The organism is Streptomyces nigrescens (assembly GCF_027626975.1).
GTDB lineage: Bacteria > Actinomycetota > Actinomycetes > Streptomycetales > Streptomycetaceae > Streptomyces > Streptomyces nigrescens.
In genome coordinates this window covers 1,483,879-1,496,915 of sequence record NZ_CP114203.1, presented here as the reverse complement: position 1 = coordinate 1,496,915, position 13,037 = coordinate 1,483,879, and the positions used below count along the sequence as shown (strand labels likewise).

The window sequence follows — 13,037 nt, the reverse complement described above, 5'->3', positions numbered from 1 at the left end:
CCGCAATGGGGACGTCGTCATACGCGCCGAAGTGCCCGGCGGAGCAGGGCGCGATCGAACATTATTCCGACTTGAGCAGAATTTGACCTGGTGGCATTAATCACCCCTCGTCAACCCCTGGTTACGGTGGCGTAAGTCACTTCTTGAGGTGAAGTATGTCCTGACGTGGCAGACGATTCGAAGTACTTCAGCAACGGCGCCCCTGGCGCCATCGAGTCGTACGCAGCCGTCGGGGACAGCTTCACAGAGGGGGTCGGGGATCCCGGCCCTGACGGGGCGTACATCGGTTGGGCGGACCGGCTCGCGGTCCTGCTCTCGGACAAGCAGGCGGAGGGGGACTTCCGCTACGCGAACCTCGCGGTCAGGGGGCGGCTCCTCGACCAGATCGTGGAGGAGCAGGTGCCCCGGGCGAAAGCCCTCGCCCCTGCGCTGGTGACGTTCTGTGCCGGCGGCAATGACATCCTGCGGCCCGGCTCGGACCCGGACGCGGTCGCCGAGCGCTACGAGGCGGCGGTCGCCGATCTGCGGGAGGCGGTCGGTGCGGTCCTGCTCTGCACCGGCTTCGACACCCGCGGTGTCCCGGTCCTCAAGCATCTGCGCGGCAAGATCGCGACGTACACGGCGCATGTCCGGGCCATCGCGGACCGGCACGACTGCCCGGTCCTGGACCTGTGGTCGCTCAAGTCGGTGCAGGACCGGCGGGCGTGGAGCGATGACCGGCTGCATCTGTCCGCCGACGGGCACACCCGGGTGGCGCTGCGCGCGGCGCAGGTGCTTGGGCTGCCGGTGCCGGCCGATCCGGACCAGCCCTGGCCCCCGGAGGCGGAGCGTTCGGCCGCCGAGGCGCGGCGGGACAACATCCAGTGGGCGCGGGAGCATCTCGTGCCGTGGATCGGACGCCGGCTGCGGGGGGAGTCCTCCGGCGACCATGTCGAGCCCAAGCGGCCCGATCTGCTGCCGCTGTAGGGCAGCCCACGGGCCGGCAGGGCCCCTGGCATGACTGAGGCCCCGTTGCCGCGAATGCGGAGCGGGGCCTCAGTGTGCGAGGGAGGAGTACGGCAGGTCTGCCCAGACCACCCGGCCCTGACCGCTGTCGGCGGGCCGCGACCCCCAGCTCTCGGACAGTGCGCCGACGAGGAACAGCCCTCGTCCGCACTCCTGGTCCACGCTGCCGGGCTGGATGTGCGGCGCCGAGTCCGCCGCGCCGCCCTGGTCCGTGATCTCTATGCGTATGTGCGCGCCGAAGAGGGCGAGCTCGCAGCCGACCTTCTCGCTGTCGGTGTGCCGCACCGCGTTGGTGAACAGCTCGGAGACCACCAACTCCACGTCGTCGCGGACTTGTTGATCCGCGCCCCACTCGCACAGCAGCGCACTGACGCGTCTGCGCGCCTCGGGAACGGACGTGCGTCGCGCCGGCAAGTGGAACGCGTCCTGCGGGTACTGGGCGACAAAGCCGCCACAGCGCCCTAACGAAGGAGCGTTGTTGGAGGAAGCCACTCCGCAACTATGTGCGATGTTGGTCACCGATGGCAAGGATCAGTCTGTAATTTGCAGAATCGTAAGTGCAGTCTGTTCGTTCGTGCTGACGGCATGACACACTGCTGACAATTGAAGTCAGTTGGAGGCGATCGGACGTGGCGGACCCACGGTCGGCAGGTGCACCAACCGTTCTGCGGGTGGTGCTCGGCAAGCGACTGCAGGACCTGCGCGAGAAAGCGGGCCTCTCCTTCGAGCAGGCCGCCGCGGCCCTCGATGTGACCCACGCCACGATACGGCGCATGGAAAAGGCCGAGGTCGGCCTCAAGCTCCCCTACGTCGAGAAACTGCTGGCGACCTATGGCGTCACCGACGAGGAGGAGATCGAGGGCTTTGTCTCCCTCGCCCGCGAGGCCAACAAGCCCGGCTGGTGGCACCGGTTCCGCGATGTGCTGCCCGAGTGGTTCAGCGCATTCGTCAGCCTGGAGAGCGAAGCCAATCTCATCCGGGCCTACCAACCGCATTACGTCCCCGGGCTGTTGCAGACCGAGGGCTATGCCGCCGCCGTCCTGAAGGCCGGTATGCCGCACGCCTCCGCCAAGGACATCGACCGCATCGTCGCGCTGCGCATGGAGCGGCAGTCCCTGCTGACCCGTAACCACGCACCGATGCTGTGGGTGGTCATGGACGAAACCGTCCTGCGCCGCCCGATCGGCGGGCCGAAGGTGATGCGCGACCAGGTCTCCCGGCTGATGGAGGCCACCGCGCTGCCGAACGTCCGGCTGCAGATCATGCCGTTCGCGGCGGGACCGCACCCCGCCATGTACGGCCCCTTCCACATCTTCCGCTTCCCGATCCCGGAACTCCCGGACATCGCTTACGCGGAAAGCCTCGTCGGAGCCGTGTACTTCGACCAGCGCAACGACGTCTCGCAGTTCCTGGAGGCCCTGGACCGGATGTGTGCACAGGCCGCGCCGGCACACACCACCGAGGCCATTCTGGGTGGCTTTCGCAAGGAGATCTGAACCATGGATCGCATACGCATCTACAACGGCATGCCCGCCAAAGAACTGGGCACTGAGGGCTGGCACAAGCCGTGGAGCGGCGGAAACGGCGGCGAGTGCGTCGAGGCCATGCGGCTGGGGGACGGCCGGATAGCGCTGCGGCAGTCGACCGACCCGGACGGCCCGGCCCTGATCTACACCCATCGCGAAATGGTGAGCTTCATCGAGGGAGCGAAGGCCGGCCACGCCGACTTCCTGCTCGCGGCGGCCCCGGGCCGGCGCACCGAACGGAGGACGGCATGAGCCAACACGGCGTATCCCAGGGGGCGCCGGACGGCGAGGTCCCCGAGATCGGACCCTACGTCCAGGGGCCGGAGCACTCGGGCTTCTCCGCCGAGGAGATCGACACCAGCCGGCCGCACCCCGCCCGGATGTACGACTACTACCTCGGCGGCTGGGACAACTACGAGGTCGACCGGGTGGCCGCGGAACGCGTCATCGAGGTCCACCCCCAGGTACGGCTCAGCGCCCGCGCCAACCGCGCCTTCCTGCGGAGGGCGGTACGCGAGCTGGTCGCCGGCGGCATCCGCCAGATCATCGACATCGGCACCGGCATCCCCACCTCGCCCAACACCCATGAGATGGCCCGGGAGACCGCTCCCGACACCCGCGTGGTCTACGTCGACAACGACCCGATCGTCGCCACCCACGCCGGGGCCCGGCTGACCAACACCGAACGCACCGGATTCGTGCTCGGCGACGTCCGCGACCCCAAGGCGCTGCTGGACCACCCCACCGTCCGGGAGCTGATCGACTTCGACCGGCCGGTGGCGCTGCTGCTGGTGGCCGTACTCCACTTCATCCGGGACGACGAGGACCCCGCCGCGCTCATCGCCACCCTCGCCGATGCGCTCCCCGCGGGCAGCCATCTCGTCCTGACACATGCGACCGGTGAGCCCTACGAGGCCTATGAGGCGGGCCGCACGGACGAGCAGGCGCGCGACGGCGTGGTGAACGTCTACAAGAGCGCCACCGCCACCCTCAATCTGCGGTCGAAGGCCGAGTTCGAGCCGCTGTTCGGCCCGTTCTCCCTGCTGGAGCCCGGCGTCGTACGGGTACCGCTGTGGCGGCCGGACGGCCGGGTGCCCGGCGCGGAGGAGCTCAACAACACCATTTTCTACGGCGGAGTGGGCCGCAAGAACTGACCGGCCGGGGCTCCCGACCGGTCCGCGCTCCATCGGCCGAACGGCACGCCCTACGCCCCCGTACGGGACACCTGAGCATCCGGCGGGCCCGGGAGCCGGGGCCCGTCACCGGCCGGTGACGTAATGACGGTCGCCGGTGCCTTCGCGCCGAGGGCAGCGTGCAGTTCCTGCGGTCCTACGAGGGCGGTGTGGGTGCCCCGCGAGGTACAGGCGTACGCCCCCGCGACGGCGCCCAGGCGGGCACACTCCTCCAGGCTCCGGCCCGCCAGCCTGCCGTAGAGGAATCCGCTGGTGAAGGCGTCGCCCGCGCCATTGCTGTCCACGACGGGGCCGGGCGGGACCGCGGCCGGCACCGGGCGCGGGGTGCGGTCGTCGGCGCTGAGGAGGTAGGCGCCGCCCGCCCCCGCCGTGGCGATCACCGCCTCGGCGCGGCCCTCGTGCAGGATCTCCCGCATCACGGACCCGATCCGTTCCCCCGCCCCGGCCGTACTGAGGAACACCAGGTCGGAACGGAGCGCGAACTCCCGGTGATGGTCCGTCAGCCCGTCCCAGTCCTGCAGATCCGTCGAGACGGGGATGCCCAGCGCCTCGATGTCGTCGTACAGAAAACGGGCGAAGTGCATGATCGACAGATGGACGTGGCGGGCACGGCGCAGCGGGGGCAGATAGTGCTCGGGCGGCATCCGCAGATCGGCCGGGTCGCGGGCGTCGTAGAACGACATCCGCCGGCCGTCGGGGGCGACGAGATTGACCGCGCGCCGGGTGCCGTGCGGTGAGATCAGCGGCCGGAAGTCGACGCCGGTACCGGCCAGCCGCTCGCGGACCAGCGTGCCCGGATGATCGTCGCCGAGGAAATCCACGAACCCGGTGGTGAGCCCGAGCGCCGCGCAGCCGAGCGCGACACCGGTGCCGGTGTGCCCCGCCCCTTCGTGCAGAGGTGGGACCGGGTAGGAATCGGCGAGCGGTACGGGCAGCGCGCCGACCTGCACGAGAGTGTCCACGCCCGACCCGCCGACGACGAGGACGTCATAGGCGTCATACGGCTCAGAAACCTGCTGGAATGTCACAAGCGTCCCTGAATCCCTTGCTGATGAGACGAATCCCTTGCTGGTGGGACCGTTTTGCGGACGAGGTGCATCCGCTGCCGGGAGTCTAGACGCAGGCTCGTCCCATGACGGGATGTCAGGGATTCCGGTGACACGGGGGAGGAAGGGACGCGCAAGAGCCGGGCCCGTGATCAGGTGACCCGTGATCAGTGGCCGGTGGTGAGCGGGCGACGGCGGATGACGGCGGGAACGGCCGGGACACCACGGACCGTTGGCGGAAAGGGCCGTTGACACGGCTGCCGGGGGCACTGAAGTCTGTGGCCGACGGTGATCGGATTCCGCGGACGGTGCTCAGGTACCGGGCAGGGCGAGCAGGTCCGGGGACAGCAACGAGTGGGCCGTACGGCGGTCGGACCACGCCGTCGGGGGAGCGAGGCAACGGTGGCAGAGCACTCCAATGGCGGGCACACCGCGATCGTGATCGGTGGCGGACTCGCCGGGATGCTGGCCGTCACCGCCCTGACCGGACACGTCGATACGGTCACCGTGATCGAACGCGACCGCTATCCGGAGGGGCGCGCCTTCCGCAAGGGCGTCCCGCAGGCCCGCCATCTGCACATCCTCCTCCGCGGCGGCAGCCTCGCTCTGGAGGAGCTGCTGCCCGGCACGGTCGCCGCGCTCGGCGAAGCGGGGGCACGCCGCCTGTATCTGTCGCGCGATCTGCTCACCCGTACCCCCACCGGCTGGCAGCGCCGCTTCGACGAGCGCCGGCATCTGACCCTGAGCGTCACCCGGCCGGTGCTGGACTCGGTCGTACGGGAGCGGGTGCTGCGGGCGGCGGCCGGTTCGGCCACCCGGGTCGAGGTTCTCGAGGCGACCGAGGCCACCGGGCTGACCGGGGACGCCGGGCGGGTGACCGGGGTCCGGGTGCGGTCGCGGGACGGTGCGCCGGGCGGGCGGTCCGAGCGGGAGCTGCCGGCCGCGCTCGTCGTGGACGCCTCGGGCCGCGGATCCCGCGCACCGCAGTGGTTCGCCGCGCTGGGCCGGTCCGCGCCGCAGGAGGAGACCGTGGACGCGGGGATCGCCTACGCCACCCGGATGTACCGCCCCAAGGACCCGGCCACGGCACCGGACGCGGGCGTCAATGTCCCGGGCTGGCCCGAGTGCCCGCGGGGCGCGGCCTACGTCCCCGTCGAGGACGGCAAGTGGCTGCTGACGCTGTCCGGTGTGCGCGGGCACCACCCGCCCACGGACGCGGCGGAGTTCACCGCCTTCAGCGCCACCGTCGGCGACCCGTACGTCCATGAACTGCTCGACCGGGCCGAGCCGCTGTCGCCGGTGCACGGCTTCCGCGACACCTGCAACCGCCGCCGGCACTTCGAACGGCCCGGTGCCCTGCCCGAGGGATTCCTCGTCCTGGGGGACGCCGGGTGCACCTTCAACCCCGTGTACGGGCAGGGCATGTCGGTCGCCGCCCTCGGCGCGCTGGCCGTACGCACCACGCTCGCGGACGGCGGCGGTCTGCGCCCCGGCATCGCCGCCGAGGCGCAGCGGGCGGTGGCCCGTGCCGTGGAGCCCGCCTGGCTCGCCGCGGTCGGCGCGGACCGCCCGTACGCGAGCCCCGGCGACACCAAGGCGGGCGTCGGGGAGCGGCTGTCCACGTGGTACATCGCCCGGCTGTCCGCCCGCGCCTCCATCGACCCCGTCGTCGGCGCGGCCTTCCGGGACGTCTTCTCCCTCACCGCGCCCCCGACCCGTCTCGTCGCCCCGCAGATCTTCCTGCGCACCGTCTTCCTGCCCCGCCGCCCCGGCCTGCCCGGCCCGCCCGCATCCATCGAAGCGCTCTGACCCGGAACACCTCGTGAGGGGGTTCGGACCGCACCGGCGATCCTCAGGGCGCGCGGGCGCCTGAGGCGAGCGGCCCGACCACCGCGCGCCCCACCGCCGGCTCGCGTTCACCGCAATGGACGCGTCCCGGTGGCCGGGCGGGGAGACACCCCCGGCAGGCCCGGGAAAGGCCACACCCCCGTCAGGAATGCGACGGGCGGTCGCGCGGTTTGCTTCTGCGGGTGATGGTGTTGAGTCCGGGTGGTCGTGGTGCGGAAACCGTACGACGGCGCCGAGTGGCGCGGTGTGCCGGAACCCACCGCTCATGCGGCCCGTTCACTTCGCGACCGCTCTGACCATGGAGGTGCCGTGACCGGTTCCCGACCCCGCCGCACTCGACTTTCCGCGCTGCGGCCCGCGAGCTTCGGTATCGAGCCCACCGGGGAGCGGCTGGCCAGGATGCGCAGGTCGCCCCAGTTCGTGGACGGCCAGTTCCGCAATCCCATGCCGACCAGGCAGCTGCTCCATGGCTCCGCGCTGCCGATGGCGCGTACCCAGCTGAGCCGGGAGGGGCGGCTGCGCCGGGCACCGGTCGGCCGGATTCCGGTGTACCGCCCGACCGCCGCGGACTGGGGCCAGCCGCCCGCTTCCGGGCTGCGGCTCACCTGGATGGGCCATTCGAGCGTGCTGGCCGAGATAGACGGGCAGCGGGTGCTCTTCGACCCGGTCTGGGGCGAGCGCTGTTCGCCGTTCACCTGGATCGGCCCCCAGCGGTTGCACCCGGTGCCCCTCGCACTGGACGAGCTGGACCCGGTCGATGCCGTGGTGATCTCGCACGACCACTACGACCATCTCGACATGTCGACGGTCCAGGGCCTGGCCGGCACCGGCGCGGCCTTCGTCGTACCGCTCGGTATCGGTGCCGACCTGGAATTCTGGGGTGTGCCCGCGGACCGGATCACCGAGCTCGACTGGCACGAGTCCACCCGGGTCGGCGGGCTGACCCTCACGGCCACCCCCGCACAGCACTTCTGCGGCCGCGGGCTGCGCGGCCCGCAGCACACCCTGTGGTCCTCCTGGGTGGTCGCGGGACCCGAGCACCGGATCTTCCACAGCGGCGACACCGGCTACTTCTCCGGCTTCGCGGAGATCGCCGCGGCGCACGGCCCGTTCGATGCGACGATGATCCAGATCGGCGCGTACAGCGACTTCTGGCCGGACATCCACATGACCCCGGAAGAGGGCGTCCGCTCCCACCTCGACCTCCAGGGCGGCGAGCCGCGCGGTGTGCTGTTGCCGATCCATTGGGGCACGTTCAACCTCGCACCGCACCCATGGGCGGAGCCCGCCGAACGGACGCTGGCCGCCGGCCGCGCATCGGGGGTCACCACGGCCCACCCCAGACCCGGCGAGCCCTTCGAGCCCGCCGAGCCGGCGGCCGTCTATCCGTGGTGGCGGGCCATTGCGGTGCCGCCCATCCATGGCTGGCCCGCCTGGCCGCCGGCGGTGTCCCCCACCGACGTGGGCCTCGCCGCGGACCGGTGAGCGCGCACCGGAGCGTGCGGGGAGCACGAGTCCCGCCCGGCGCCTGCCGGGTACGTGCCTGTGGACGTGCCGTTGATGCCGGGCCGGGCGAGAGGCTGCCGAGGGGCCGAGGGCACAACGGGCCGGGCGGCAATTGCAGTTGACGCTCCATGGTGTGCACGGTTTTCTGTGGTGGTGTCTCTCCTCCGCATCGAACGGGTGGACGGCGACGCCGGCCTTCACGACTGGCAGTACGTCCACAACCTGATCGTTCCCTCCGCCGCCCTGTCCCTCGACGAGGTGCGTGAGCGGTCCCGGCGCTACCTCTTGGAGGTGGCATACCTCGACGACGTCCTCGTGGGCTGCACGACCGTCCGTCCGCCCACAGGCGACCCCGCGGCAGCCACGGTGATCGCCCGGGTGCTCCCCGCGCACCGGAGGCAGGGCTTCGGTGGCGAACTCTGGGCGCGTGGGCTGGCACAGGCGCGGGACCTGGACCCCGAGGCCATCGAGACCGTCGTCTGGGCGTCCAACGCGGACGGGCTGCGGTTTGCGCAACGGCATGGATTCGTCGAGGTGGAGGAGTATCTGCTGCCGGGCGACAGCGTGCCGTGGTTCACCCTGAGGCTTCCCTGACCGCCCGGTCGGGCTCCTCCACAGGTCCAATCCGCCCGCTTCCCTGAGGACTTGGCCTGCCCGGAGGTAAACGGCTTGCCGTGATCGTCACGCGGCGATGAGGATGACGCCATGCCTGCCTTCGCCGCTCCGGACGGGACCGCGCTCGCCTATCACGTCGTGGGTGAGGGGGAGCCGCTGCTCTGCCTCCCCGGTGGGCCCATGCGGGCCTCCGGCTACCTCGGTGATCTCGGCGGGCTGTCGGAGCGGCGTCGGCTGATCAAGCTCGATCTGCGCGGCACCGGCGACTCCGGCACGCCCGCCGACCCGGCCACCTACCGCTGCGACCGGCAGGTCGCCGATGTCGAAGCGCTCCGCGAGCACCTCGGGCTGGACCGTATCGATCTCCTCGCGCACTCGGCGGCCGGTGATCTCGCCCTTCTCTACGCGGCCCGGCATCCGCGGCGCATCCGCACCCTCACTCTCATCACCGCACGTGCCCGCGCCCTCGGTGTCGACTTCACCGAAGCGCACCGCCGGGAGGCGGCCGCCCTGCGCACCGCCGAGCCATGGTTCGGGGCCGCGTACGACGCCTACGAAAGGGTCTGGGCCGGTTCCGAGGCCGATGCCGACTGGGACGCCATCGCCCCCTTCTTCTACGGCCGTTGGGGCGCGGCCGCGCAGGCGCACGCCGCATCCGAGGTGGCACAGACCCACGACGAGGCCGCCGGGATCTATGCGTCCTCCGGCGCCTTCGCCCCGGACGCGGCCCGCGCCGCCCTTGAGGGCATGGACGCACGGGTCCTGCTGCTCGCCGGCGAGTTCGACAGCGGTCCGCTTCCCCGTATCGCCGCGGACATCGCGAAGCTGTTGCCCCGGGCCGAACTCGCCGTTCAGCCGGGCGCCGGCCACTATCCCTGGCTCGACGATCCCCGCCGCTTCACCCGGACCGTCGCGGCATTCCTCGGCCAGGAGCCTGCCGGGCCCGTCGGCTGACGCTCAGACACTGCCCTTCCGTGGTGCCCGGGCAGGGCGCCGCGCGGGTGGGTGCCAGCCGCGTTCCAGGAGGTCGAACGCGGCGTCGACGGCTGCGCGGGGGTCGGCCTGGTCCCGGGCGAGGGCGGGCGCTTCGAGGGCGAAGTGCGCGAGTGCGGCGCAGGCCGGATCGTCCTCGGGGGCACCGACGTCGGCGGCGATGGCCTGTGCGAGCGCCGTTTGGTGCCGCATCCACATGCGGTGGCCGTAGTCGCGGAGGGCCGGTGTGCTCGTGATGAGTTCCCTGAACCGGGCGAACGCGGGGTCGGCGAGGGTCTCGACATGGCTGCGCAGGATGTGGTCACGCAGGGCGGCGGGGAGGGATCGGCCGTCCGGGCGCTCGCGGACGGCGGCGACCAGGGCGGCCTCGTGGTCGCTGTCCGCGTCGAAGACCAGGGCTTCCTTGCCGGGGAAGTGCTTGAAGAGGGTCGTGGTGGAGACATCGGCGGCTTCGGCGATGTCCCGGATGCTGACCTGGTCGTAGCCGCGTTCGAGGAACAGCCGCAGGGCCGCGTCGGCCAGCGCCTGGCGGGTGGCGGCCTTCTTGCGCTCACGGCGGCCCATGGGATCTGTCGTCTCACTCACGACTTCACCCTACCCTCTTGTTGACCGATTGAAAAAGTTGACTCGTTGCACTTTTTTAATCGGTGTGCTCTTCTGAGGGGGCCGGAGCGGAGGACGAACTCCGACCGGCTCCGGTGCCATCGCACCGGTGAACTGAGCGATGCTCCCTGCCTGTTGCCGACCGGAACCGGACCGGACCGGACCGATGGGCCGGCGTGGGCCCGCTCGCCCCACCCGACCAGGAAGAGGAATCACCCATGCCCACCACCCCCGCACCGCGGATCGCCGTCATCGGCGCCGGCCCCGGCGGACTGGCCTGCGCCCGCGTCCTGCAGCGTCACGGCATCGGCGTCACCGTCTACGACCGGGACGCCTCCGCCGACGCCCGCGACCAGGGCGGCACCCTGGACCTGCACGCGGACTCCGGCCAGATCGCCCTGCAGGAAGCCGGACTTCTCGACGATTTCCACGCCCTGGCCCGGCCCGAGGGGCAGGCCATGCGCATGCTCACCCGCCATGGCGAGGTCCTCGTCGACTACCGCCCCACCGACGCGGAGGACGCCGCCCCCGAGATCGACCGCGGCCGGCTGCGCACCTTGCTGGCGAACTCCCTCACCCCCGGCACCGTCCGGTGGGGCCACACCCTCACCTCCGTCACCCCGCACCCGGCCGGTACGCACCGCCTCACCTTCGACAACGGCGTCACCAGAGACGTCGACCTGGTCATCGGCGCGGACGGCGCCTGGTCCCGGGTGCGGCCGCTGGTCAGTGCCGCCACGCCCGTCCATACCGGCGTGACCTTCCTGGAGGCCCGCTTCGACAAGGTCGACACCGAGCACCCCGCCGTCGCCGAACTCGTCGGCGACGGGCAGGTCTTCGCCACCGGCGACCACAAGGGCCTGATCGCGCAACGCAACAGCGAGCAGCATGTACGCGCCTACATCGCGCTCCGTGACGACGAGGACCGGTACCGCGCCGCCGGCAACGGCCTCGACGACACCGAGGCCGTACGCGCCGCGCTGCTCCGGGCGTTCGCCGGCTGGGACGAGCGGCTCCTCGTCCTGATCACCGACAACGACGGCCCGTACGTCAACCGGCCGCTGTTCGTCCTCCCGGCCCCGCACACCTGGCCCCACACCCCGGGCGTCACCCTGCTCGGGGACGCCGCCCACCTGATGACTCCCTTGGGCGGTAATGGCGCCAACTTCGCCCTGCTCGACGGCTGCGAACTCGCGCTGGCCCTCGCCCGCCACGACACCCTCGACGAGGCCGTCACCGCCTATGAGCGGACCATGCTGCCGCGCGCCGCCGCGGCCGGTGACGGCGCGGCGGCACTGAAGAGCCTCCTCGGGCCGGGCGACCGCGGCCGCGCCGACGTCCCCGACTTCGCCGAGGAGAAGGAGCGGTACCGGCAGGGCGCCGCCGCATATCGCAGCCGGTGACCGTCGGCCGGCGCCGCCCCGTGCGCCTCGGAGGCGCGAGTCGGGCCGGTCAGTCCTGCCGTAACTGCCGGGTCAGGCTCCCGTGGTGGAGCCGGGCCTGATGATCATCAGCACGGTGACGGTCGCCCACAGCAGGTTGAACAGGCCCGTGAGCATCGTCAGCCGGCGGGCGGCTCCTTGACCGGGTATCGAGGCGCCGGGGCGGTCCGCCGCGGCCTCGACTTCGTCCAGGGCGGCATCCTGGCCGGGCAGCACCAGCACCACCAGAAGCGCGGCGGCGCCGGTGGTGAGGGCGATGGAGGCGATCAGCCAGCCGCTCCCCAGGACACCGAGGCTGCCGGCGGTGGCGAAACCCAGGACGGGTACGGCGACACCGAGAGCGGCGTAGACGCGGCAGATGCGGTGCAAGGTGCGCAGCACCGAGCGGGCGGCGGGGTCCTGCGGTTCGGCCTGGGCGCGGCGCAGCGCCCTGGGAAACATGCCGGCGGCGACGGTGACCGGCCCCACGGCAAGGATGGCGGCCAGGACATGCAGGGTGAGGAAGAGCTTTGTCACGGTGGTGGAGCCTTCGCGTCGGCGGCGGTGCGGAGGGACGGGGGACGGGGACAAGGGGAAAGGGGGGCAGGGGAGTGGTTCATCGAGCGGACGGTTCCGGGCCGTGGTTGCGCCAGACGACGCCGCGCCGCTCGTAGGCGAACAACTCCTCAACGGCGAGGGCGACCTTGGGCCCCACCTCCCGCTCCAGCAGATACAGGCCCAGGTCCAGGCCGGAGGTGACGCCGGCACCGGTGACCAGGTCGCCGTCGTCGACCACCCGGGCCCGCACCACGTGCGCACCCGCCGCCTCCAGCGTGTCCGGGCTTTCCGACGCGGCCCGCCGCACCGGGCACCACGACGAGACCGGCCCGTTCCGGGTCGAGGGCGGCCGTGGCCCGCAGCGCCAAGTCTCCGGTGCCGCTGATCACTTCGCGCCGCCCCTCGGCGGACACCAGCTCCACCCGCACCACCCCGTCCGAGGCGGCGCCCCCGGCGTACAGCACCTCATAGGGAGCGATGGCATCGAGCGGATCGAAGCCGTCGAACAGGACGATCTGAGCGTGCATGGGCAGTCCTTCGGGGAGACCGGCCCGGCCCCGTGCCGGGATCACCAGCGAAGTTAGCCCGCCGCGCCCGCGCGCCCCAGTGGCGCTATGGACAACCGTCAACGGAATAACGACAGCTGACCGGAAGGGCGGTTGAACAGGCATGGCCGGGCAGGGAGCGCGGAGTGTGGCCAGTTGCCGCCTGTGGCGGGATTCC

At 71.6% G+C, this 13,037-nt stretch carries 13 protein-coding genes and 1 pseudogene; 9 read left to right on the top strand and 5 right to left on the bottom strand.

Going from position 1 to position 13,037, the window contains the following annotated elements; genetic code table 11:
- Window positions 1-165: 165 nt before the first annotated feature.
- Window positions 166-966: an SGNH/GDSL hydrolase family protein gene (locus tag STRNI_RS06805; RefSeq protein ID WP_018088384.1), complete on the top strand. Its 801-nt coding sequence runs from the start codon at window positions 166-168 to the stop codon at window positions 964-966.
- A gap of 69 nt (window positions 967-1,035) precedes the next feature.
- Here the strand turns inward: STRNI_RS06805 and STRNI_RS06800 are convergent, their stop codons facing one another.
- Window positions 1,036-1,497, bottom strand: a complete 462-nt coding sequence (locus STRNI_RS06800) for an ATP-binding protein (protein WP_229837912.1) — start codon at window positions 1,495-1,497, stop codon at window positions 1,036-1,038.
- 137 nt (window positions 1,498-1,634) lie between these two features.
- On the opposite strand from STRNI_RS06800, the gene STRNI_RS06795 reads away from it, so the two are divergent.
- Genes STRNI_RS06795 through STRNI_RS06785 form a run of 3 tightly spaced genes read left to right on the top strand, consistent with a single transcriptional unit; the run spans window position 1,635 to window position 3,685 of the window.
- On the top strand, window positions 1,635-2,501 hold the full coding sequence (locus tag STRNI_RS06795; protein WP_277410742.1) for a helix-turn-helix domain-containing protein: 867 nt from the start codon (window positions 1,635-1,637) through the stop codon (window positions 2,499-2,501).
- Between the two features lie 3 nt (window positions 2,502-2,504).
- A complete protein-coding gene (locus STRNI_RS06790) occupies window positions 2,505-2,783 on the top strand; it encodes a DUF397 domain-containing protein (protein ID WP_018088387.1) in 279 nt (92 codons plus the stop codon).
- The gene (locus tag STRNI_RS06785; protein ID WP_174876303.1) at window positions 2,780-3,685 is read left to right on the top strand and encodes an SAM-dependent methyltransferase; all 906 of its coding nucleotides are present in this window, start codon (window positions 2,780-2,782) and stop codon (window positions 3,683-3,685) included. The genes STRNI_RS06790 and STRNI_RS06785 overlap by 4 nt, the downstream gene beginning before the upstream one ends.
- 50 nt (window positions 3,686-3,735) lie before the next feature.
- Here the strand turns inward: STRNI_RS06785 and STRNI_RS06780 are convergent, their stop codons facing one another.
- Window positions 3,736-4,752 carry a carbohydrate kinase family protein gene (locus STRNI_RS06780; protein WP_018088389.1) on the bottom strand — a complete coding sequence of 339 codons (1,017 nt, stop codon included), beginning with the start codon at window positions 4,750-4,752 and terminating at the stop codon, window positions 3,736-3,738.
- A gap of 420 nt (window positions 4,753-5,172) precedes the next feature.
- Here STRNI_RS06780 and STRNI_RS06775 point away from each other — a divergent pair, with 420 nt between their 5' ends.
- The 4 genes from STRNI_RS06775 to STRNI_RS06760 all read left to right on the top strand — a co-directional run bounded on the left by STRNI_RS06775 (window position 5,173) and on the right by STRNI_RS06760 (window position 9,693).
- The gene (locus STRNI_RS06775) at window positions 5,173-6,579 is read left to right on the top strand and encodes an NAD(P)/FAD-dependent oxidoreductase (protein WP_277410741.1); all 1,407 of its coding nucleotides are present in this window, start codon (window positions 5,173-5,175) and stop codon (window positions 6,577-6,579) included.
- Window positions 6,580-6,927: 348 nt separating this feature from the next.
- On the top strand, window positions 6,928-8,103 hold the full coding sequence (locus STRNI_RS06770) for an MBL fold metallo-hydrolase (protein WP_167540492.1): 1,176 nt from the start codon (window positions 6,928-6,930) through the stop codon (window positions 8,101-8,103).
- A 174-nt stretch (window positions 8,104-8,277) separates the two neighbouring features.
- Window positions 8,278-8,718 (top strand): GNAT family N-acetyltransferase, encoded by a 441-nt coding sequence (locus STRNI_RS06765; protein WP_274739289.1) that lies wholly within the window; start codon window positions 8,278-8,280, stop codon window positions 8,716-8,718.
- Between the two features lie 111 nt (window positions 8,719-8,829).
- Window positions 8,830-9,693: an alpha/beta fold hydrolase gene (locus tag STRNI_RS06760; protein ID WP_277410740.1), complete on the top strand. Its 864-nt coding sequence runs from the start codon at window positions 8,830-8,832 to the stop codon at window positions 9,691-9,693.
- A 3-nt stretch (window positions 9,694-9,696) separates the two neighbouring features.
- Here the strand turns inward: STRNI_RS06760 and STRNI_RS06755 are convergent, their stop codons facing one another.
- Window positions 9,697-10,296 (bottom strand): TetR/AcrR family transcriptional regulator, encoded by a 600-nt coding sequence (locus tag STRNI_RS06755; protein ID WP_159488862.1) that lies wholly within the window; start codon window positions 10,294-10,296, stop codon window positions 9,697-9,699.
- Window positions 10,297-10,553: 257 nt separating this feature from the next.
- Here STRNI_RS06755 and STRNI_RS06750 point away from each other — a divergent pair, with 257 nt between their 5' ends.
- Window positions 10,554-11,738 (top strand): FAD-dependent oxidoreductase, encoded by a 1,185-nt coding sequence (locus STRNI_RS06750; RefSeq protein ID WP_159484997.1) that lies wholly within the window; start codon window positions 10,554-10,556, stop codon window positions 11,736-11,738.
- 72 nt (window positions 11,739-11,810) lie between these two features.
- Here STRNI_RS06750 and STRNI_RS06745 read toward each other — a convergent pair whose 3' ends face one another.
- Together STRNI_RS06745 and STRNI_RS06740 are read right to left on the bottom strand one after the other, a co-directional pair.
- Window positions 11,811-12,293 carry a DUF2269 family protein gene (locus STRNI_RS06745; RefSeq protein WP_277410739.1) on the bottom strand — a complete coding sequence of 161 codons (483 nt, stop codon included), beginning with the start codon at window positions 12,291-12,293 and terminating at the stop codon, window positions 11,811-11,813.
- Window positions 12,294-12,372: 79 nt separating this feature from the next.
- A pseudogene (locus STRNI_RS06740) lies at window positions 12,373-12,841 on the bottom strand (type 1 glutamine amidotransferase family protein).
- Window positions 12,842-13,037: the final 196 nt, after the last annotated feature.

Coding starts and splice junctions, on each gene's coding strand:
- STRNI_RS06790 (WP_018088387.1), top strand. CDS start 2,505: ATGGATCGCATACGCATCTACAACGGCATGCCCGCCAAAGAACTGGGC.
- STRNI_RS06785 (WP_174876303.1), top strand. CDS start 2,780: ATGAGCCAACACGGCGTATCCCAGGGGGCGCCGGACGGCGAGGTCCCC.
- STRNI_RS06760 (WP_277410740.1), top strand. CDS start 8,830: ATGCCTGCCTTCGCCGCTCCGGACGGGACCGCGCTCGCCTATCACGTC.
- STRNI_RS06755 (WP_159488862.1), bottom strand. CDS start 10,296: ATGGGCCGCCGTGAGCGCAAGAAGGCCGCCACCCGCCAGGCGCTGGCC.
- STRNI_RS06750 (WP_159484997.1), top strand. CDS start 10,554: ATGCCCACCACCCCCGCACCGCGGATCGCCGTCATCGGCGCCGGCCCC.